Origin of the sequence: Nocardia sp. CA-135953, from assembly GCF_050955735.1 — a bacterium.
Classification (GTDB): domain Bacteria; phylum Actinomycetota; class Actinomycetes; order Mycobacteriales; family Mycobacteriaceae; genus Nocardia.
Map to the genome: position 1 here is coordinate 1859005 of NZ_CP192082.1, position 20761 is coordinate 1879765.

Here is a 20761-nt window from a genome sequence, read left to right on the forward strand (position 1 = left end):
GTGAGGGAGATGCTTGGACCGCAAGCGCCGCCGCGGTCACGAATTCCGGGAGTTGCCTCATGTCGACGATCAACGGGTTACCCGCCCATGTATTGCTGGTGCACCTCATCGTGGTCTTTGTGCCGCTGACGGCGGTGCTGCTCATCTTTTCGGCGGTGTGGCCTGCGGCTCGTCGGCGGCTGATCTGGCTGGTCACGGTCCTGGCCGCGATCACCGTCGCCCTGACGCCGGTGACGACCGAAGCAGGTGAGTGGTTCCAGCACGAACTCGGCGGATCCCCCGCCATCGATAAGCATGCCGCCCTCGGCAGCACGATGATCTACTTCGTGGTGCCGCTACTGCTCGTCACAGCATTGCTCATCGTCGTCCACCTGCGCGACGAGCGTGGACATCCGGTGGGGCGGGTAGTCACCGTGCTGGCTGCGGTATTGGCGATTGCCGCAGGCGGTGCGGCGACCGTCCAGGTGTACCGAGTGGGGGACTCCGGCTCGCACGCGGTGTGGGGTGCTAGTCGGGCTTGGTGAGGCCGAAGATGCGGGTGGCGTTGCCGGAAAGGAACAGGTCGCGGCATTCCTCGTCCAGGCCGAGGTCGTCGAGGCCTGCGAGGGCGCGCTGTGGCGGGATCATCGGGTAGTTGGTGCCGAAGAGGACCTTGCCGCGGCCGTGGGACTTCAGGTATGTCACCAGCTCCGGCGGATATCTGCGCACCGTGTAGGCGGAGGTGTCGATGTAGACGTTCGGGTATTTCGTCGCCATCGCGATCATTTCGGTGGTCCACGGGTAGCCGATGTGCCCGCCGACGATGACGAGTTCGGGGAACTCCAGTGCGACATCGTCGAGATATGGAATCGGACGGCCGGTTTCGGAGGTGCGCAGCGGACCGGTGTGCCCGACCTGCGTACAGAACGGGATGCCCAGGTCGACGCATTCGGCGTAGAGCGGGTAGTAGCGCCGGTCGTTCGGCGGCAGGCCCCACAGCCACGGCACGATCCGCAGCGCCTTCATCCCGAGGTCGGTGACCGCACGACGGAGCTCGCGCACCGCGACCATCGGCTTGCGCAGGTCCACCGAGGCGACGCCGACCAAGCGCCCGCCGGATTCCGCGACGAATCCAGCCACCTCGTCGTTGGAGATCAGCACGCCCTCCGGCCCGTACCAGGCGCTGATCAATGCGGTATCGACACCGCCCGCGTCCATGGCGGCGAGCGTCGTCGACACCGGCGGCGGCTGGTCCGGGATGGTGTCGCCGGTCCAGCGGCGCAGCGAGTCCAGCATTTCGTGTTGGAGCAGCCTTACCGTCGGATGCTGGGCCCACGCATCGATGATCGCCATCACGTCACTGTATGACGCCTCGGACAACGAAGGGATCAAAGCCTTTCGATCGACCGGATTAGAACATGTTCTACCATGTGACGCAGTAGCTAGGAGGAATTGTCATGCCGCTGGATTCCAGAGCCGAGGACCTGATCGCGGCCGTCCAGGCGTCACCGCGTGCGGTGGCGGCACACGACAAGGCGGCCTGGGTCGACCTGTTCACCGCCGATGCCACCGTCAATGATCCGGTCGGTTCCCGCCCGCATATCGGACGCGCGGCGATCGAACGGTTCTACGACACCTTCATCGGCCCGAACACCATCGCCTTCCGGGTCGACCACGACTTCGTCGGCCTGTCCACCGTGGTCCGCGACCTGCTGATCCGCACCACCATGTCGACCGGCGCCACCGTCGCGGTGCCCATGCACCTGCGCTACGACCTCGTCGAGGAAGACGGCGTCTGGAAGATCACCCAGCTGGCCGCCCATTGGGAGTTGGCCGCGATGATCGTGCAGTTACTGCGCACCGGACTGCCCGGACTCGGCGCGGCATTGAAATTGGGTCCACAGCTGATCGCGAATCAGGGCATCGACGGCATGCTCGGCATGACGCAGGCGCTGCGCGGTATCGGCCGATCGGGCAAACGCGCTGCGGCCCAGGTGTTCTCGGCCGCGGCAGCCACCGATATCTCGCGCGTCCGTCGGCTGCTCAGCGAGCGCACGGTTGTCGAACTTCCGGCCGGAACGACGATTTCGCTGGAGGAGTTCACCAACCGGGCTCGGAATATGCAGTGGGACAAGCTGATCGCCGCCGGACGCACGGTCAGCGCCAGCGTCCGGCTCGACTCGGCCCAAGGTGTCGCCTTCGTCGACTTCGCCCCTGACAGTCGCCGAATCACCGCTATCCGCATATTCATTCACTCGATCTAGAGATGGTCAGATCGCCGCGGCACTCGGCGTCGGCGAAGAGACGATCAAGACCCACGTATCCCGAGTACTCGCGAAACTAGGTGTGCGCGACCGCATTCACGCCGTCGTCTACGCCCACAAGCACGGCCTCGTGCCTCCGCTCGGCCACTACTAGCGCACTCGCGCCGAGCCTCCTGGCTCGACCGGCCGACACGCCGTTGCGCGCGGTTAACCCGGCGCCCGGTTCGCGCGATAATCTTCAGTGAAGCCCCGGACCATCCCCTTCGGCCCGGGGCTTCGCCGAGCATCGGAACTCATCGCATGGCACCCTGGCATCCGTGTCCGAATCGCCGAATCTCACAGGTCAGGGCCGAGTTGCGTCGGCACTGCGTTTCACGTCCGAGCTCATCGCCTGGATCGCGACGCCATGGGCATTGGCCGGGTATTCGATTGTATTAGCTGTGCTTTCGGTAGTTGTCCTGATCGGGCTGCCCACCGTGTTCGCCACATCCGGTGACAAGAAACAGGTGCTCGTCGCGGTACCGGGGTGGGCCACCATCGCGCTGGTAGTGCTGCAACTGGTCGCGGCGGTCATCGCCGCCTGGGTTGCGTGGCCGGTGTCGCTCGCCGTCGTAGTCAGCGTGCTGGCGGTACTCACCGTGATCGCGGAGCTCCCGCGCTGGCGCTGGTTGTGGCGCGCCAGGTGACAGCTCGCTATCCGGTGATGGTGGCGCGGACGAAATTGTGATCTGAGAGGCCGTCGACCGCCACTACCGACGCGTCCTGGACGCGCGTGCCGCGCACGATCACATGGTCGATGGACTGTGATTTGGTGCCTGAGGTGCGCGGACGAGTCGGCGCGGAGCCAGGTGGCAGGTCGGCGATGGTGAAGTCGGGGCCGAGTGCGGCTGCCACGGCGGTGCGGTCGATATTGAAGTCGCCGAGGAGCACTGTAACGCGGTCTGGTGCGGCGAGTTCGGCCAATCGGGCCAGCTGGCGGGCGCGGCGCAGATCACCGGTCACGTGGGTTGTCACGATGACCACGCCTGCCGTTTCGACTGCCAGTGCGCCATTGCCCGGATCGTTTTCGAAGGATTCGGCCGCGATTTCTCGGCCCGGTTCGTCGAGAACCAGGACGAGATGTTCGGTGGGATCTTGCAGCGGGGTGGTTCCGTTGCGTGGTCGCGGGACGCGCGGATAACGCAAGGCATGAATATCCTTGTCGGACAGGGCCGATCGCAGACTCGCCAATTGGTCGCCGCTTACCTCCTGCAGCGCGATGACCTGTTCGGGTCGTTCGGCGATCCAGGCGGTCACCGCGGCAATCCGCGCCGCCTCATCGGGCCAGCGGGTCGCCATATCGGAGCCCCAATTCTCGTCGTGCACGCGGTGCAGGACATTCCAACTGGCCACTGTGATCACAGGTCACGATGCTAATGCTCATCTGGTGGCGAGCCGGACGGCCGGTCGAATGCGTTGTCCCGCCGCGCAATCGCGCCGCACTTCAGCCTGTGGCCAGACCTCGAGGTCATGCTGTCCATCGGCGGCCGGGAACGCACCGCTGCCGAGTACGGCGAACTGCTCGCCAGCGGCGGGTTTCAGCTGCGCCGGGTGGTCGCCACGGCGGATCCGCATTCGATCATCGAGGCGGATACCGGTCTAGAACTCGCCGCTGGTCGCCGGGTCGGCCAGCGCGCCCTCCGCGATTCGTAATCGGTCGGTGAGCGCCGTGAGCAGGTCCATGGACTCGGTGGATAGTCCGAGCGCCAGATGTACCAGGCGGCGCAGTGGCAGGCTCTTGATCTGACCGGCCACCAGAAGGTCGTGGTCACCAGGTCTATCGAGGTAGTCGAGATTCACGGCGCGGTTCTCACAATCTGTCAGCTGCGTCCGGATTACCCGTCGCTCCAGCGGTTACTCGCGCCACGCAGGTACGGCCATCGGACCTCGGTGCGCAGGTCATGCGGTTCGAACACCCCGGCACTGTGACACACATCGCACAGGCCCCTGCGCTGTGCCGTGGTCGAATGTTTCGCGGTTGATCATGGACATTAGCGTCTAATATTCCGCAACCGGAGGCTACCCCTCCGATCGACCCCTACCGAGGGCAGAACAGTGGCGTTCGCGGACTATCAGAACGAGATCTGCTTCACCGCCCTCGGCGGGCATGTGGGCGCCAAGCCAATGGCGGTCTCAGCTCGCTGGAGACGCTGCCCCGGGGTGGTCGAAGCCGTCGCCGATCGGGTGCCCGTGCTGTTCGATTCCGGTGTGCGCTCGGGCAGCGATGTGATCAAGGCGCTCGGCTTGGGGGCGGCGATGGTCGGCATCGGCCGCCCATACGCGTACGGACTTGCGCTGGGCGGGGTTTCGGGTCTGGTGCACGTGCTGCGGATGATCCTGTCGGAGGCCGATCTACTCATGGCGGTCGATGGCTATCCGAATATCGCGGCGGTGCGGGAGAATATCCGGCCGAGGTGCTGAATCACGGTGTCATCAGGCTGATCAGGAATCGGGTCAGTACCTCGGTGATCCCGGCGAGGTCGGTCTGCTCGTCACCGGTGCTCCACTGGTGTACCAGCGCGAGCAGTGCGCCGACGAATCCGGTCACGGCGGTGTGGAACCCACCGGGTGGCACGAATTCGGGTCCGAGCGCTTGCCGCATCTGGTCCTCGAAGAAGTCCGTCCACAGCGTCCGCTGCTCCATCCTGCGCTGCTCGACCCGCTCACCGACCCCGACGACCTCCACATGTGCGATCCGGGCCACGCGCGGGTCACGCCCGATCGACTCCGCATAGGCCCGCACCGCCGCCTGCGCCAGACCGACCGCATCACCCGATGCCGCCGCCGTCGCGGCGGTGACGGCCTGTCTGGCCTCGGTCTGGATCCGGTCGTACACCGCGATCAACAGATCCTCGCGGTTCTCGAAAAGCTCATAGAACTGGCTGCGCGCCAGTCCGGCCGCGCGGCACAGCGCAGTGATCGAACTGTTCTGGTACCCGCTCTCCCCGAATACCGCCACCCCGGCGGCCAGAAACCGCTCTCGCCGCTGTGCGCGGCGGTCGGCGACGGGCCGTCCGTCGTACATCCGCGATGAGCCGCCAGCAGTCATTCGAGGACAGTACCGGTCTTGCCGAGCGGTGTGCGCCGCATCCGGAGTGCCACTACCGTGGGGCGGCGAGTCCGGACCCCGATCGCTGGGAGATGAGCGTGCCTGTATCGACGATCGAGAATGCCGCGCCGCCGACCACGGCACCGCCCGAGCCCGAACGCCGCACCATCCCCGCCACCGCGTTCTGGGCGATCTCGGTCCTCGGCACGGTCGCCGGTGTGTACTACGTCCACCAGGTGCGCGAAACGATGCAGGTGATGATGCATCTGATGGATCTGAGTGTCTACCAGATCGCCGGGCACCGGGTGGTCGACGGCGCCTCCATCTACGACACGCCGCTGCTTGGCCACACCCGCGGTGTCTGGGAGTTCGTCTACACACCGTTCGCCGCGCTGCTGTTCGTGCCGCTGGTCAATCTGCACGGCGACGTCTTCACCTATGTCGGTGCGTTCGGCAACTTCGCCATGCTGACGGCGTCGGTGTGGGCGGCGCTGTCGATGCTCGGCTATCGGCGCGATCTGCGGCTGGCGCTGCTCGGCGTGCCGATCGCCGGACTGCTGATGTGGTGCGAGCCGGTGCGCGAGACCATGGCTTTCGGTCAGATCAATATCTTCCTGCTGTTGCTGGTCATCGCCGATATGGCACTGCCGGATACCTCGCGCTGGAAGGGTGTGCTGACCGGGATTGCGGCGGGCATCAAACTCACCCCCGCCTTCTTCGTGGTCTATCTGCTGGTCACTCGCAGGTATCGGGCCGCTGGGACGGCGGTCGGTGCGTTCGTGGCGACCGTCCTTATCGGTCTCGCGGCCATGACCAAGGATTCGCTGACCTTCTGGAGCGGCGCATTCGCCGACCCCAAGCGCGTCGGGGTACCGGAGAACCCACGCAACGAATCGCTGCGCGGCCTGCTCGCGCGGACCGTCGGCGTCGAGGGTGTGCACCAATTGCTCTGGCTGGCAGGCGCTTTCGCCATCGCGGCGGCCTGCCTGTACCTGGCACGCCGACTGTCGCTGACCGGATACGAACTGCCCGCGGTGGTACTGGTCGGACTCACCACCACCGCCGTGTCCCCGTACAGCTGGGTCCATCACTGGGTCTGGCTCGCACCGCTGCTGGTCTATCTGGCTGATCTCGGCTTGCGCAGGCGCGGTGTGGCCACGTCGATCGGGCTGTTCATCGCAGTGGCGGTCGCATCGGGTGGTTTGATCGCCTTCTTCGACCCGACGATGAGCAGCATTTACGACTACCCCGTGGGAAGCCATCTCACGACATTCGTCCACAACGGATACATCTGGCTGACACTCGCATTATTCGCCGCCGCGGCCGTTCAGCTGCGACGTTCGGCACGTCACGCGCTACCCGCCGTGGCCCGGTAGCCGGCGTCAGGACTCCGACATGGGAGCCTCCGCTCCGTCCTGTTCCGCGACCGCCGCGGCGTGTTTTGCGTCCGAGCCCCAGCCGACATGCAATTCGCTGCGCATGCGGTCGACCATGTGCGGGTAGTGCAGCTCGAATGCCGGTCGTTCGGACCGGATGCGGGGCAGTTCGTAGAAGTTGTGCCGCGGCGGCGGGCAGGTGGTGGCCCACTCCAACGAGTTGCCGTAACCCCACGGATCATCCACGGTGACCACTTCGCCGTAGCGGTAGCTCTTGAAGACATTCCAGATGAACGGCAGCATCGACGCACCGAGGACAAAGGCGCCGATGGTGGAAACCGTATTGAGCGCGGTGAATCCGTCGCCGGGCAGGTAGTCGGCGTAGCGGCGCGGCATGCCTTCGGCGCCCAGCCAGTGCTGCACCAGGAAGGTCAGGTGGAAGCCGACGAGTGTGGTCCAGAAGTGCCACTTGCCGAGGCGCTCGTCGAGCAGTCGGCCGGTGATCTTCGGGAACCAGAAATAGATGCCCGCGAACGTCGCGAACACGATGGTGCCGAAGAGCACGTAATGGAAATGCGCGACGACGAAGTACGAGTCGGTGACGTGGAAGTCCAGCGGCGGCGAGGCCAGGATGACACCGGACAGACCACCGAACAGGAACGTCACCAGGAAGCCGACCGAGAACAGCATCGGCGTCTCGAAGGTCAGTTGGCCGCGCCACATGGTGCCGATCCAGTTGAAGAACTTCACACCGGTCGGCACCGCGATCAGGAAGGTCATGAACGAGAAGTACGGCAGCAGCACGGCGCCGGTGGCGTACATGTGGTGCGCCCACACCGCGATCGACAGCGCGCCGATGGACAGTGTCGCGTAAACCAGGGTGGTGTAACCGAATAGCGGCTTGCGGCTGAAGACCGGGAAGATCTCGGTGACGATCCCGAAGAACGGCAGCGCGACGATATACACCTCGGGATGGCCGAAGAACCAGAACAGGTGCTGCCACAGCAGGATGCCGCCGGTAGCCGGATCGTAGATATGCCCGCCGAGGTGACGGTCGTAGGCCAGCGCCATCAGCGCGGCGGTCAGAATCGGGAAGGCCAGCAGGATCAGGATGCTGGTGACCAGGATATTCCAGGTGAATATCGGCATACGGAACATGGTCATGCCGGGGGCGCGCAGACAGATCACCGTGGTGATCATGTTGACGCCGCCGAGAATGGTGCCGACACCGGAGACCGCCAAGCCCATGATCCACAGATCCGCACCCGCTCCGGGCGCGTGCTCGATGGTGCTCAGCGGGGTGTAACCGGTCCAGCCGAAGTCGGCGGCGCCGCCGGGCGTGACGAACCCCGCCGTGGCGATGGTCGCGCCGAACAGGTACAGCCAGTAACTGAAGGCATTGAGTCGGGGGAACGCCACATCAGGCGCACCTATCTGCAGCGGCAGCACGCAGTTGGCGAAGCCGAACAGGATCGGCGTCGCATAGAACAGCAGCATGATCGTGCCGTGCATGGTGAACAGCTGGTTGAACTGCTCGGTCGAGAGGAACTGCATACCCGGGCGGGCCAGTTCGCCGCGCATCAGCAGCGCGATGAGACCACCGATGAAGAAGTAGGTCATCGCGGTGGTCAGATACATGACCCCGAGCACCTTCGGATCGGTGGTCGTGATCATTTTCCAGAAATAGGAGCCCTTCGGTCCGACCCGCTGTGGATAGGGCCGAACTACCTCGAGTTGAGTAGTGGTACTCACGGGCCGTCGCCACCTTCCGATCGCCGAGCAGCCTTGTCCGGATTATGCGCCTTTTCTATCTCCGACGTGCGCGGTTTGCCCCTCGCCGCCGTCATGTCTGCTGCCACGGTATGAGTCCGGCTGCGACCACGGTGGGATGTGCGCCGGTCACGCGCGCCGTGCCTGCGGCTGCCGCGACAGATGCGCGCGCTGATGCGGGCCAGCGATCTGAAACTGGCTGGTCCGGTCGAACCGCCGTCCATCGGCGATGCTGCTGCACCAGCGTCCGGACCGGCTGGAACTGCTGCGTGCCGATCCGGAACGCTGGCCCAGCGCGATCGAGGAGCTGCTGCGCTTCGACTCTCCGGTGCGGTGACCTGTCGACCGCCCGAATGCCGAGGACCACCTGTCGTTCAGCAGCGGTGTGCACGCCTGTCCCGGCGCCGGCCGGGCCCGGATGGCGGGCGCGATCGCCCTGCGGAATTTGGACGAGCGGTTGCCGGATCTGCGCATCGTGGGTGACGCACCGCATCGTGGTTTGGCGAATCTGCTTGACTACCAGCGCATTCCGGTTGCGCTCGGCTCCGCCCGCACACAAGATCCGGTGGGTGGTGGGATCTGCGGCGTGAAGATCAGCACGGTCCGCGACACCCAGCGCGACCAGCGACGAAACCTCGCCGATCGAACCACCGTTCATCACCACGACCCGCTTCGGTGTCTCGGTGAAGGTGTAGCTCTTACCGCAGTTCTCCACGGTGACGGGATATTTCGTGACGCCCTCGGTCGCGGCGGCAGGTGCGATGATCGCGGATTCGGTGACCGTGGTCGAACATCCGGTGACGGCGATGGTGCCGACGACCGAGGCCAGCAGTGCTGTGTGCTGCATGAATACTTGGTCGTACGGTGCCACCCTTAATTCCCGGAAATTTTTTGCATCCGTTACCGTGCGACGCGCAGGATCCCTGTACAGACCCGGCCGACCCTGCTTGACTTGTGTGACAGGTCCGACCGGACCGCAGGAGCCAGCGCATGTCGACCCATTTCGCTTATCCGGCAGGTAGACCCGCTGACCGTGACAAAATGGAACACGGTGAGCGCGTCGATATTTCGACCGTGCCCGGAGCTCGGATCATCCAATTCACGGTAAGCCGTCCGCGTGGCGATGTCACGCTGGTGGTCGTCGCGGGCGAGGTCGATCTGTGGACCGCGCCGCGACTACGGGATAAACTATTGCGCGCCTTCGGTTCTCGGGGCTCGATCATGGTCGTCGACCTGTCCCCGGTCACCTTCTTCGCCGCCGCCGGACTGGCGCCCCTGATCGAGGCTCAGGCGGCGGCCGAAAAGGCAGACCGCCGAATGGTTTTGATCACCACGGTGCGCTGCGTCGATCGGGTCATCGAGCTCACCGGACTCGCTACGAACTTCCGCCGCGTCGGCTCCTTGGCCGCAGCGCTCGCGGACCCTGCACCGGGATGTGCCGCCCCGATGTAGGGTCCGCGTGATTCAGCGGAACCGCGCCTCCACGCGGGCGCGCGCGTTCGCGATCCGTTCCTGCGCGAGCGCCGCCCGTTCCTCTGCCTTGTCGAGACGGCGCAGGGCTCGGTCGACCCGCGGCTGTGCCTTCTTCGCACGCCGCTCCGCCTTCTTGGCCAACCGTGCGCCGCGCTTCTGCGCCTTTTCCGAGATTTCGGCACCGCGCACGCGTGCGGTCGAGGCGAGTTCCGGCCCACGTTCCCTGGCGAGTTCGGCGATCTCGGCGGCGCGGTGCTGCGCCCTTTCGGCGATCTCGGCACTGCGGTGCTGGGCTATTTCCGCGATCTCGGTGCCGCGGTGCTGGGCCATTTCGGCGAGGTGCGCGCCGCGTTCCCGTGCCGTCGCGGCGATTCCGGGCCCGCGTTCCTTGGCGAGCTCGGTGAGCTCGATGCCACGGTGCTGGGCCTTCTCGGCCCACCGCGCGCTACGTTTCTGTGCTTTGCCGGAGAGTTCGGTACCGCGTTCGCGTGCCGTCGACGTCAGTTCCGGGCCGCGTTCCTTGGCGAGTTCCGCGAGGTGCACACTGCGCTCCCGCGCCGCCGCAGCGATTTCCGGCCCGCGTTCCTTGGCGAGTTCCGCGAGTTCCGCCGCTTTGTCGGCCCACTTCGCACCGCGTTCCTTGGCCAGCTCGGCCCACTCCGGACCGTGCTCCTTGACCGTCTCCGCGAGATCGGAGCCCCGCTCCTGCGCGACATCGCCGAGTTCGCGGGCCCGCACGGCGGCATCGTGTGCACGGCGCCGCAATGCGTCGCCGGTGGCCGAATCCGTTGCGGTGAACGGCAATGCGGCCGAAACCGCCGCCGTGGCGTTGCTCGCGGCACGTCGGCCACGCCAGCCGAGCGACGGCCTGCCCTCGGTATCCGCGCTGGCGATCATCAGACCGCCGAGCAGACTCACATCCTTGACGAAGGCCTTGCGCTTGGCCGCCTTGCGTTCCGGATCCTTTTCCGCCCAGAAATCCTGTTCGGTGACCGTCGCGGGAATCACCGTCGCGGCCAGCGTGAGCGAGGCCAGGCGCGGAAACTTGCCGAGGGCGAGCAGCACACCGGCCGAGACCTGGGTGAGCGCATTCATCCGCACGAATGTCCCGGGATCCGCTGGCAATTTCGCGGCGATATTGTCGGGCAGCGACTGCTGTCCCTGCTGGACCAGGGCCGATGCCGCTTGGGTGCGCGGCTCGGGGTGGACCAGCGCGTCGACCCCATCGGCGACGAACGCGGTCGCCAGCAGTGGTCGGGCAAATCGGCGTAGCAACATGACGTCCCTTTCCTCGATGGCTGAGGTTCGGGTAACCGCGTTCGGCGCCGTCAAACAACAAGATCAACACCCGGAATCAAGGTTTGACCGGGTGTTCTGTCGCACCGAACGGCCGTACCTCCGGACTCGGACTGGACAGAAAGGCGGTTTAACGCTTCCTCCGCCTGGCGGCGGGAGGTTTCACGCTCGGACCGCAACCCTATCAGCCACCCGAGGGAGGTGATCGGGATTGTCTGACGTCCTCAATACGTGTGTGGCCCGCGCTCTGCCACGGCCAGAATCACTCTGGCGGCGTTCCGGTCCCGACGTGCGGTAAATCCACATGCCTGGCATCGAAAGATTCGTTCGGCGGGCTCGAGGGGCTGCTTCGCGCTCGCGAAACACCTCGTACACCTCATCGTCGTATACACGGGCCGCACCAACACCACCTTCCGGCCGCCCGCATGCGACGGTTGATCAGTTCGGTCTTCGCCGCGCCGATAGGCGCGTCCGCGGCCTTCCGGCCATCGTGGATTCGGCCAGAAAGGCGTGAAGTCTTCCACCGCGATCAAGTCGTGATGGTCGACGACGCTTTTCGCCCACACCCGCGCCTCGTGCCGGGTTTGGCGGGCGACCACACCACCGGAATGCGCACCCCCTTCGCCAGCACCAGCCGCCCGTCCCGCAGACTGAACCCATCTGGGTGTACTGCAGCGACAGCTCGGCCGTCTTGCGGGGTTTGAACACCGGTCGACCCCGCCCCTACATATCACCCCGACTCGAGAACTCGATGTAGGAGGACGGGGCTTCCCCACCCTCGTGAACGAGGGAGCCTCCGCGCCGACATCACATGTCTTCACTCCGCGGCGGAATCGGACAGGGCCTCGGCGATCCCCGCCCGCACGACCTTGCCGGTCGCATTGCGGGTCAGCGGCGTTCTGGTGATCCGCCACTTTGCCGGCACCTTGTAGTACGCGATGCGCTGCTTCGCGAATTCGGCCAGCTCCTGTTCCGTTGTGGCGGAACCATTCTCGACGACGACCAGTGCCGCGATCACCTGGCCGAGATCGTCGTCGGGCAGTCCGACGACGGCTGATTCGCGCACCGCGGGATGTTCGTCCAGGCACTGCTCGACCTCGGTCGGGTAGACATTCTCGCCACCGCGCAGGATGAGATCCGAACGCCTGCCGGACAATCGGAGTCGGCCCTGCTCCAGGATTCCGATATCGCCGGTGCGCAACCAGCGCTCGGACGTGATGGCGGCTGCGGTCGCGGCCTCGTCCGCCCAATAGCCGAGCATCACATAGGGGCTGCGCACCCAGATCTCACCCTCGACGCCCTCGCCGACGGGTTCGCCGAGCGCATCGCGGATCTGCAGGTCGACTCCGATCACCGGGCGGCCGACGGTATCCGGGAAGGCGGCGAGTTCGGCCGGTGCGGCGATGGTCGCCGCGGTACTGCATTCGGTCATGCCGTAGCTGGTCACCAGCGCGGTCTTGGCGACCGGAAGTTGTTCGCGCAGTTGCTGTTGCAATGCGGCCGAGGACGGCGCCGAGTTGAGCGAGAAGGCGGCCAGCGAGGTCAGGTCGTATTTCGACAGATCCACTTCGAGCAGACGACTCGCCATGGTCGGCATCGCACCCCAGTTGCTGATCCGTTCCCGTTCGATCAGCCGCAGTATCCGCTCGGCATCGAACGTGCCCTGGTAGATGACGGCGGTATCGCCGGTCACCATGCGCGGCAGCACCAGATTGTGCAGGCTGGCGATGTGGAACAGCGGGGAGGTGAGCAGGAAGCGGCGGCCCTTCGGACTGCCGTCGTCGACACCACCCTGGAAGGCGGCGGCGAGTGCGTCGTTGAAACGGTGATAGTCGATGACCGCCACCAGGTTTCGATGCGAATGCATCGCGCCCTTGGGGCGGCCGCTGGTGCCGCTGGTGTAGAGGATGACCGCGGGATCGTCCTCGTCCACCGGAGTATGCGGTAGCTCGCCGTCGCCGAATTCGGCGATCAGTGCGGGCAGGTCGTGCTCCATGGTGAGTACGGGGACCCGAACGTCCAGCTGCGCCACCTGAGCCGCGCGTTTCGCATCGACGATCAGGGCCTTCGGGCTGGTGTGCTCGAGGCCGTAGGCGATTTCGCGCGGCATCCACCAGGCGTTGTAGCCGACCGCGATCGCACCCAGCGTCTGTGTGGCCCAGAACGTCACCACCCATTCGGGAGTGTTGGCCGCGAGAATGCCGATCCGGTCGCCCTTTTCGACGCCGTACCGGTCCCGCAGCGCACGAGCCAGCGCGCCGACGGCCGCCGCATGCCCGGCATATGACATCCGCAGGTCCTCGGTGACCAGGTAGTCGCGATCACCCAGGGCGAGCGAGGCCGCGAGCACTTCGCGCAACGAGTGCACTCGGTTCTTGATCACCGGAATCGGCGCGCCGAGTACATCTTCGACCGTCATCTCGAATGGTCCGCCTGGACCGGTCAGCCGGGCAATGGCCTGCGCGGCCAATTCCCGTGGATCGAAAGACTTTGTCATAGTGGGTACTTCCTCGTAGGTTCAGGGCACCAGTACGGCGCGGCCGGTGATGAGCCCGCGCTCCAGTCGGTCGAGGGCTGCGCGGCCGTCCGCCAGATCGAAGCGTTCGGTTTCGACGGTCAGCCGACCCGACTGGGCCAGGGCGACGGAGTTGATCAGGTCGGATTTGGTGCCGCCGTAGGACTTTCGGATCGAAGCGCCCCACGGCAGTGCCCGCATCATCCGCGCACCACCGAAAACACGGCGCGCAGATAGGCATTCGCACGATCGGAGCCGATGAGTCCCGGCGCCATCTTGTTCATGGTGTAGGCGAAGGTGACTCGATGATCGAGATCGTTGACCACGATGGCGCCGCCGAATCCGGCCCACCAGCAGACCTTCCCGTCGGGCACCTCCGGCGCGGTCTGCGACTGGGGGAGTCCGTAACCGAGGCCGAAGCGCAGCGGCAGCAGCAAGGCCAGATCCGCGCCGTCCGACTGCTGTTCGAAGATCAAATCGATTGTCTTCTCCGACAACAACCTTCGCCCGCGCAGCGCGCCGCCGCAGGCGACCAGCGACTGCACCGCCGCCACCGAATGCGCATTGCCGTGTCCGTTCACTGCGCCGATCTCGGCCGTCCGCCATGCGGCACTATTGGCCTCCGGAATATCGAGCAGGGGACAGGTGAGTGTCTTGACCAGGATGCTGTCCTGATCGAGCGTGGCCATATCGAATTCCAGCAGCGGCGGCGGAACGAGTGGTGCGATGCGGTGATGATTTTCCGGTGCGGTGCCGATATGGAAATCGGCATCGAGCGGTCCGGCGAGTTCGTCGGCGAAGAACTGGCCGAGGGTGCGGCCCGTAATTCGACGGATCACTTCGCCGACCAGATGCCCGTAGTTCAGTGCGTGATAGCCCGATGCGGTGCCCGGCTCCCACCACGGCGGCTGGGTCGCGAGCCGCGCGCTCGCCGCCTCGGCGTCGTAGATATCGGCTAGCTCGATCGGCCGCTCCCAGCCCGAGACTCCGGAGGTGTGGCCGAGGAGATGGCGTATCTCGATATCGCCCTTGCCGTTCGCGGCGAATTGCGGCCAGTAGTGTGCGACCTTCTGTTGCACATCCAGCTCGCCCCGGTCCACCAGCAGCAGCGCCGAAAGCGCGGTCATGGTCTTGCTGATGGAGAAGACGTTGACCAGGGTGTCCTCGGTCCACGGCACGGTCCGCTCGAGATCGCGGTGCCCGCCCCAGATATCGACGACCGGCTCGCCGTCGACGGTCACGCAGATCGATGCGCCGAGTTCCTCGCCCGAAGCGATCTGTTCGGCCAATTCTTGTCGCACACCGGCGAATTCGTCGGTGCAGAATCCTGATGCCGTCATCGCGGCGCCCTCACGCGTTCTCGAGCGCCCTGGCGGGCACCGGCAATGCATTGCCGGCGGCAGCGGCTCGCTTTGCACCCCTTGCCATTTCCCGATTCATATCGCGCACATAGGGCTCGAACTCGACCTGAATCGTATGGCGGGGCGAGTTGTAATACCGTCCGGTGCGACGCTGTTCGGCCGCCGCGATCTCGGCAGTCATCTCCGTCTCCGCCGGCGGCAGGTACTTACCGGTCAGGTAGGCCGCGACCAACTTGCTCTGTTGTTCGGCAAAATTCACCAGGGTCGGCAGTGGTTGGGCCAGACCGAGATAGAACAGATTGTCCACACCCGGCTTGATCATCTGTTTGAACAGCGGGATGCGATTCTGCTCGTCCGGCATCAGCTTCGGATCGGAGAAGAACGGGAAGCTGATGTGATAGCCGGTGGCACAGATGATTACGTCCACTTCTTCGGTGCTGCCGTCGGCGAAGCGCACCTGGGTGCCCGCTAGGGCGGTAATGGCCGGTTTGAAGGCGATATCGCCGCAGCCCGCGCGATGCAGGAACTCTTCACTCGCCGACGGATGTGCCTCGAACGGTTTGTGATCCGGTTTCGGCAGTCCGTAGAACTCCATATCGCCGCGGAACTTGCGCACGAAGCGCTGCTTGAGCTTCAAGCTGACCTTGCGCGGAATCCACGGCGGCACACTCTGTTTGTCGCCGACCTTGCCGTTCACATACTTCGGCAGCACCCAGACCCCACGGCGCGCGGAGACGGTCAGCTTCTCGGCGACGAAGCGCTGCGACAGTTCCGAGGCGATATCCAGGCCGGAGTTGCCCATGCCGACCACCACGACCTTCTTACCGCGCATGTCCACCGGATCGAAGGGATCGTTGTAGGCGTGACTGTGCAGCAGCACGCCGTCGAATTCGCCCGGATAGTCCGGAACGCGCGGATCCCAGTGGTGGCCATTGCAGACGATCAGCACGTCGTATGCCCGCGTTCGGCCATCGCTCGCGGTGACCAGCCAGCTGCCGTCGTCCTGCCGCTCGGCCGTGGTGACCTTGGTATCGAACAGGATTTTGTCGCGGAAGCCGAAATGATCCACGTAATCCTTGAAGTACTGGAACAGCTGCGAATGGTGTGGGAAGTCCGGCCATTCCTCGGGCGCCGGATAATCCTCGAAGGCGAGCCGGAACTTGCTGGTGTCGATATGGAGCGACTGGTAGCAGGCCGACATCCCATTGGGATTCTTGAAATACCAATTACCGCCGACCTCATCGCTCGCCTCGAAGACCTCGAAGGGAATATCGAAGTCCTGCAGGCGTTTTGCGGCGGTGATTCCGGAGGGGCCCGCGCCGATGACGCATACCCGGGGCAGATTGCTGTGAGTCAATTCCGTAGTCCTCGTCCGAAGGATTGCCGTCACGTGGGCGGCACCGGATCCGGTGCGGCGAACCATCCCGCGCCGCCTGCGGCACGTGGAGTGACGTAGGCAACAAATTAGCACTGACTGGACGTAGTGTCTAGTGAATGACATGATGTCTACCATGCCGACCAAGTCGACCCCGCCCGGACTGAGCCTGCGCGACGAACAGAAGCTGCAGACGCGCGCCAGACTGATGGACGGCGCCAAGGCGCTGTTCACCGAACGGGGTTATGCGGCGGTCCGGGTCGACGACATCGCCGCCGCCGTCGGCTGCAGCCGCGCCACCTTCTACCTGCACTTCAGCAGCAAGCTGGAGATCTTGCGGGCCATCGCCGAACAGAGCACCGCGCCGACCGCACTGCACTTCTACGAGGATCTGGACCGGGTACTCGACACTGGCTCTCGCGCGGAATTCGTGGACTGGGTGACCCGCGCCATCGCCTGGTTCCACGAATACAAGGACCTGCTGCCCGCCTGGGACGAGGCCACCGCACTGGAGCCGGAATTCCGCGAAATCGCCCGCCGCGGCATTCTGGCCCTGCCCAATGCCATGACCTCCTATCTCGCCCGCTGGCCCGAAGACCGTCGCGACGAGGCGCGCCTACGCGTGGAACTCCTTGTCGCCCAACTGGAACGCTTCTTCACCCGCTGGGCCATGCAGGGCACCATCGATGTCTCCGCCGCGCAAGCCGCCGAAGTCCTCACCGACATCTGGTTTCCGGCCCTGCAAGCCCCCGCCTAGCGGCGGCCGCGGAAGGTGCGGCGAAGGTCCTGGGTCCAGAGGTCCGAGATTTCCCAGGGAATGAAGTGGCCGCCCTGGTCGTGGGCGGTCAGGTTGACGAGGTTGTACCAAGGGCCGCGGTCGCTGGCGCGGAAGTGCTCGACACGGTGGGCGATGGTGACGCCGCCTCGACCGCAGCGCTGGCGAAATCGCGAGCCCGAGTCATGCCTCGGGAGGGGAATCCTCCTCGCCGGCAGGCGCGTCCGCCTTGGTCGGCACCGCGACCGGCCGCAACAACACCCAGACCAGGAAGGCGAGCGCCACCGCTCCCATCCCGAGGCCGGCCCAGAGATTCACATTTACTCCGCCGGTCTTGGCTTCCTCGGCCCCGGTGTCATGAACCAGTCCGGTCACAACCAAAACGACGGCATAACTGCCCAGCAGCGCGCCGACAATGGTGCGGATATCGAAAAGCATCGACCGGCCTCCTTATCCGACAACGATATTCAGGACGATGACCAGTACCAGCGCGATCCCCGCAAGCAGCACCGGCCGCTGATACCAGGGCAGATTCGCCTCGTCCGGATCGTGCCGCAGTTCCTTCGGCGTCTCCGAATACACCAGCCCGACCAGTTCGGCATCCGGCTTCGACTGCGTCACCTGGGTAACCGCCACGCTGACCACGATATCCACGACGAAGGCCACCCCGGCCGCGACGAAACTCGAACCCTGACCGGACAATTCGAAGACGCCGGACTTGTGCAGGATGAAAACCACAATGGCCGAGGCGGTTCCGAAGACCAGCCCCATCCAGCCCGCCGTCGGCGTCATCCGCTTCCAGAACATGCCGAGAATGAACGTCGCGAACAGCGGAGCGTTGAAGAAGCTGAACAGCGTCTGCAGATAGTCCATCATATTGCTGAAATTGCCTGCGATGAACGCGGTTCCGATCGCCGCGACAGTCGCGCCGACCGTGGCCAGTCGGCCGACGTTCAGGTAGTACCCGTCCGGCCGATCCCGTCGCACATACTGCTGCCACAGGTCATAGCTGAACACCGTATTGAAGGCGGAGATATTGGCCGCCATACCCGCCATGAATGCCGCAAGCAATCCGGCGAGCCCGACGCCGAGCAGTCCGTTCGGCAGCACATCCTTCATCAGATACAGCAGCGCCTGGTTATAGGTGGCATCACCGGAGTAGTTCGAACCCGCCGTCTCCGCCGCCTTGTACTCGCTCATCTGCGGTACCAGCACCGCGCTGATCATGCCGGGAATCACCACGATCAACGGAATGAACATCTTCGGATATGCACCGATGATCGGGGTACGCCGCGCGGCCGAAATCGAGTGCGTCGCCAGTGCGCGCTGCACCTCGACGAAGTTGGTGGTCCAGTACCCGAACGAGAGCACGAATCCGAGGCCGAAGACGATGCCGACCACCGAAAGGAAGTTATCGGAAAAGCCGCTGAGCGCATTACCTGGCCAGGATTCCAACTGCGCGCCACCGCCGGGTGAAGCGGTCACCTTGTCCCGCAGCCCATCCCAGCCACCGGCCTTGTGCAGACCGACCAGCGTCAGCGGCAACAGTGCGGCGACGATCACGAAGAACTGCAACACCTCGTTGTAGATCGCCGCGGACAACCCGCCGAGGGTGATATAGGAGAGCACGATCACCGCGGCGACGATCACCGACACCCACAGCGGCCAGCCAAGCAGCACATTCAGAATCGAACCGAGCAGATACAGATTCACCCCGGCGATGAGCACCTGCGCGATCGCGAAGCTCAACGCGTTCACCAGATGTGCGCCGGTACCGAAGCGTCGCCGCATGAATTCGGGCACACTGCGCACCTTGGAGCCGTAGTAGAACGGCATCATCACCACGCCGAGGAACAGCATGGCAGGCACCGCGCCGATCCAGAAGTAGTGGAAGGTGGGGAAGCCGTATTCGGCGCCGTTGGCCGACATACCCATGATCTCTACCGCGCCCAGATTGGCGGAGATGAAGGCGAGACCGGTCACCCAGGCCGGCAGCGATCGTCCGGACAGGAAGAAGTCGATACTCGACGAGACCCGCTGCCTGGCCAGCAGGCCGATACCGATTACGAAGACGAAATACAGCGCTACCAGCGCATAGTCGACGGGCTGCGCGTCCAGGCGCAGTGTCGTCTCGGCTTGTACCGAGACGGCGTCCGGCGCCGATGTGAAAACGATCGAATCGGCAAGCGGCACAGCGTCGTCCCTCCAGGCGATGAAACCGGACGTCTCGCGTTCTACTGTGCGTGATCGTGCCGCCCGCGCGTGGCACATTCACGCACAAAAGTTGGACGGTTGCTCATGCGATGCGGTGCGCACCCGCACCGGGTACGACCACGAAAGTGCGCGGTGCCTCGAAACCCGATCGCGCGAACCGATCTCGCACCGCGTCCGCGACCGCTGCGGTGTCGTCCCGATCGACCAGCGCGATCACGCTGCCGCCGAATCCGCCGCCGACCATGCGCGCGCCGTGCGCCCCGGCGTCGAGCGCGGCGGATACCGCGGCGTCCAGTGCCGGTGTCGAAACCTCGAAATCATCGCGCAGCGACTCGTGCGCCGCGGTCAGGATCGGCCCGATCTCGCGCGGATCCGCACCACCTCGCAACTTTTCGGCAATCGTGAGCACTCGCGCATTCTCGGTTACCACATGTCGTGCCCGCCGCCGCAAGATCACATCGCCGATGCGGTCCACGGCCGCCGGCGATTCGATATCACGCAGCGCGGGTACGTCGAGTGCCGCGGCGGCCGCCTCGCATTGGGCGCGCCGCCGCGCGTAACCACCGTCGATCAGCGCGTGCGGCTGTCCGGTATCGATCACCAACAACTCCAGCCCGAATCGATCGAGATCGAACGGAATCTGTTCGTGCGCGACACCGTCGTGCGCGACCAACCGCCGCACATCCAGGAACAACGCATGCCCCGCCGTGCACAGAATCGATGCGGACTGATCGAGCAGTCCGGTCGGCACCCCGGCGTAGTCGTTCTCGGCGGCGCGGGCCAGGTCGATCAACTCCCGATCGGTGACGGTGGACGCGAACAGATCTCGCAGCGCGACCGCCACTGCACACGACAGTGCCGCCGAGGAGGACAATCCGGCGCCGATCGGCACCGCACCGTCCAACTCCAGGTCGATGCCGTCGCGGGCGTATCCGCGTCGGGCGAATTCGGACACAACGCCCAGCGGATACCGCGACCATCCGGGCACCCGATCCCGTTCGGCGGCAAGCTCGCTCACCGCGACCAGCACTGTCTCACCCGGCCGCTGTCGCGAGACCACCCGGACCCGGCCGTCGGTTCGCGCTTCCGCTCGACACTCGACTACCAGCGGCAATGCGATGGGCAGCACGAAACCGTCGTTGTAATCGGTGTGTTCACCGATGATGTTGACCCGCCCCGGCGCCACCCACTTCGGCACGAATTCCTCGCTTCGTCGCATTGCCAGTGACCACGCATGTCATCCCAGCGACGCTGGGCACCACACCCTACGAGACA

General features: G+C 65.1%; 22 protein-coding genes and 2 pseudogenes. 8 read left to right on the forward strand and 16 right to left on the reverse strand.

The window, feature by feature from the left end; genetic code table 11:
• Window positions 1-59: 59 nt before the first annotated feature.
• Window positions 60-524 carry a DUF2231 domain-containing protein gene (locus tag ACQPXH_RS08470; protein ID WP_433601726.1) on the forward strand — a complete coding sequence of 155 codons (465 nt, stop codon included), beginning with the start codon at window positions 60-62 and terminating at the stop codon, window positions 522-524.
• Here the strand turns inward: ACQPXH_RS08470 and ACQPXH_RS08475 are convergent.
• A complete protein-coding gene (locus ACQPXH_RS08475) occupies window positions 508-1332 on the reverse strand; it encodes an amidohydrolase family protein (RefSeq protein WP_433601727.1) in 825 nt (274 codons plus the stop codon). The two genes, ACQPXH_RS08470 and ACQPXH_RS08475, sit on opposite strands and share 17 nt — an antisense overlap.
• 104 nt (window positions 1333-1436) lie before the next feature.
• Here ACQPXH_RS08475 and ACQPXH_RS08480 point away from each other — a divergent pair, with 104 nt between their 5' ends.
• The 3 genes from ACQPXH_RS08480 to ACQPXH_RS08490 all read left to right on the forward strand — a co-directional run bounded on the left by ACQPXH_RS08480 (window position 1437) and on the right by ACQPXH_RS08490 (window position 2929).
• Window positions 1437-2243, forward strand: coding sequence for a nuclear transport factor 2 family protein (locus tag ACQPXH_RS08480; RefSeq protein WP_433601728.1), 807 nt, complete (start codon window positions 1437-1439; stop codon window positions 2241-2243).
• Window positions 2170-2397, forward strand: coding sequence for a response regulator transcription factor (locus ACQPXH_RS08485; protein ID WP_433601729.1), 228 nt, complete (start codon window positions 2170-2172; stop codon window positions 2395-2397). The genes ACQPXH_RS08480 and ACQPXH_RS08485 overlap by 74 nt, the downstream gene beginning before the upstream one ends.
• A gap of 286 nt (window positions 2398-2683) precedes the next feature.
• Window positions 2684-2929, forward strand: a complete 246-nt coding sequence (locus ACQPXH_RS08490; protein ID WP_433601730.1) for a hypothetical protein — start codon at window positions 2684-2686, stop codon at window positions 2927-2929.
• A 7-nt stretch (window positions 2930-2936) separates the two neighbouring features.
• Here the strand turns inward: ACQPXH_RS08490 and ACQPXH_RS08495 are convergent, their stop codons facing one another.
• Genes ACQPXH_RS08495 through ACQPXH_RS08505 form a run of 3 tightly spaced genes read right to left on the reverse strand, consistent with a single transcriptional unit; the run spans window position 2937 to window position 4082 of the window.
• Entirely contained in the window at window positions 2937-3644 is a 708-nt protein-coding gene (locus ACQPXH_RS08495; protein WP_433601731.1) for an endonuclease/exonuclease/phosphatase family protein, read from the reverse strand.
• 18 nt (window positions 3645-3662) lie between these two features.
• Entirely contained in the window at window positions 3663-3857 is a 195-nt protein-coding gene (locus ACQPXH_RS08500; protein ID WP_433601732.1) for a hypothetical protein, read from the reverse strand.
• A gap of 24 nt (window positions 3858-3881) precedes the next feature.
• Complete coding sequence (locus tag ACQPXH_RS08505; protein ID WP_433601733.1) at window positions 3882-4082, reverse strand: hypothetical protein; 201 nt, start codon at window positions 4080-4082, stop codon at window positions 3882-3884.
• Window positions 4083-4393: 311 nt separating this feature from the next.
• Here ACQPXH_RS08505 and ACQPXH_RS08510 point away from each other — a divergent pair.
• Window positions 4394-4703, forward strand: a pseudogene (locus ACQPXH_RS08510) (alpha-hydroxy-acid oxidizing protein); the annotation flags it as partial.
• 1 nt (window position 4704) lies between these two features.
• Here ACQPXH_RS08510 and ACQPXH_RS08515 read toward each other — a convergent pair.
• Window positions 4705-5331, reverse strand: coding sequence for a TetR/AcrR family transcriptional regulator (locus tag ACQPXH_RS08515; RefSeq protein ID WP_433601734.1), 627 nt, complete (start codon window positions 5329-5331; stop codon window positions 4705-4707).
• A 98-nt stretch (window positions 5332-5429) separates the two neighbouring features.
• Here ACQPXH_RS08515 and ACQPXH_RS08520 point away from each other — a divergent pair, with 98 nt between their 5' ends.
• Window positions 5430-6707, forward strand: a complete 1278-nt coding sequence (locus ACQPXH_RS08520; protein ID WP_433601735.1) for a glycosyltransferase 87 family protein — start codon at window positions 5430-5432, stop codon at window positions 6705-6707.
• Between the two features lie 6 nt (window positions 6708-6713).
• Here ACQPXH_RS08520 and ctaD read toward each other — a convergent pair whose 3' ends face one another.
• Together ctaD and ACQPXH_RS08530 are read right to left on the reverse strand one after the other, a co-directional pair.
• On the reverse strand, window positions 6714-8459 hold the full coding sequence (gene ctaD / locus ACQPXH_RS08525; RefSeq protein WP_433601736.1) for an aa3-type cytochrome oxidase subunit I: 1746 nt from the start codon (window positions 8457-8459) through the stop codon (window positions 6714-6716).
• A 91-nt stretch (window positions 8460-8550) separates the two neighbouring features.
• Complete coding sequence (locus tag ACQPXH_RS08530; protein WP_433601737.1) at window positions 8551-9324, reverse strand: hypothetical protein; 774 nt, start codon at window positions 9322-9324, stop codon at window positions 8551-8553.
• Between the two features lie 143 nt (window positions 9325-9467).
• On the opposite strand from ACQPXH_RS08530, the gene ACQPXH_RS08535 reads away from it, so the two are divergent.
• Window positions 9468-9929 (forward strand): STAS domain-containing protein, encoded by a 462-nt coding sequence (locus tag ACQPXH_RS08535; protein ID WP_433601738.1) that lies wholly within the window; start codon window positions 9468-9470, stop codon window positions 9927-9929.
• Between the two features lie 12 nt (window positions 9930-9941).
• On the opposite strand, the gene ACQPXH_RS08540 is transcribed toward ACQPXH_RS08535, so the two are convergent.
• The 6 genes and pseudogenes from ACQPXH_RS08540 to ACQPXH_RS08565 form a co-directional block, all read right to left on the reverse strand.
• Window positions 9942-11228, reverse strand: coding sequence for a DoxX family membrane protein (locus ACQPXH_RS08540; protein WP_433601739.1), 1287 nt, complete (start codon window positions 11226-11228; stop codon window positions 9942-9944).
• A 242-nt stretch (window positions 11229-11470) separates the two neighbouring features.
• Window positions 11471-11626, reverse strand: a complete 156-nt coding sequence (locus tag ACQPXH_RS08545) for a zinc ribbon domain-containing protein (RefSeq protein WP_433603377.1) — start codon at window positions 11624-11626, stop codon at window positions 11471-11473.
• A 437-nt stretch (window positions 11627-12063) separates the two neighbouring features.
• Window positions 12064-13743 (reverse strand): class I adenylate-forming enzyme family protein, encoded by a 1680-nt coding sequence (locus tag ACQPXH_RS08550; RefSeq protein ID WP_433601740.1) that lies wholly within the window; start codon window positions 13741-13743, stop codon window positions 12064-12066.
• A 21-nt stretch (window positions 13744-13764) separates the two neighbouring features.
• A pseudogene (locus ACQPXH_RS08555) lies at window positions 13765-13950 on the reverse strand (NAD(P)-dependent alcohol dehydrogenase); the annotation flags it as partial.
• Between the two features lie 11 nt (window positions 13951-13961).
• Complete coding sequence (locus ACQPXH_RS08560) at window positions 13962-15101, reverse strand: serine hydrolase domain-containing protein (RefSeq protein ID WP_433601741.1); 1140 nt, start codon at window positions 15099-15101, stop codon at window positions 13962-13964.
• A 10-nt stretch (window positions 15102-15111) separates the two neighbouring features.
• Window positions 15112-16479: a flavin-containing monooxygenase gene (locus tag ACQPXH_RS08565; protein WP_433601742.1), complete on the reverse strand. Its 1368-nt coding sequence runs from the start codon at window positions 16477-16479 to the stop codon at window positions 15112-15114.
• Between the two features lie 154 nt (window positions 16480-16633).
• On the opposite strand from ACQPXH_RS08565, the gene ACQPXH_RS08570 reads away from it, so the two are divergent.
• Window positions 16634-17254, forward strand: a complete 621-nt coding sequence (locus ACQPXH_RS08570; protein ID WP_433601743.1) for a TetR/AcrR family transcriptional regulator — start codon at window positions 16634-16636, stop codon at window positions 17252-17254.
• Window positions 17255-17455: 201 nt separating this feature from the next.
• Here the strand turns inward: ACQPXH_RS08570 and ACQPXH_RS08575 are convergent, their stop codons facing one another.
• The 3 genes from ACQPXH_RS08575 to galK form a co-directional block, all read right to left on the reverse strand.
• Window positions 17456-17710: a hypothetical protein gene (locus ACQPXH_RS08575; protein ID WP_387289832.1), complete on the reverse strand. Its 255-nt coding sequence runs from the start codon at window positions 17708-17710 to the stop codon at window positions 17456-17458.
• Window positions 17711-17722: 12 nt separating this feature from the next.
• A complete protein-coding gene (locus tag ACQPXH_RS08580; protein WP_433603378.1) occupies window positions 17723-19447 on the reverse strand; it encodes a sodium:solute symporter family protein in 1725 nt (574 codons plus the stop codon).
• 121 nt (window positions 19448-19568) lie between these two features.
• A complete protein-coding gene (gene galK / locus ACQPXH_RS08585; protein ID WP_433601744.1) occupies window positions 19569-20684 on the reverse strand; it encodes a galactokinase in 1116 nt (371 codons plus the stop codon).
• Window positions 20685-20761: the final 77 nt, after the last annotated feature.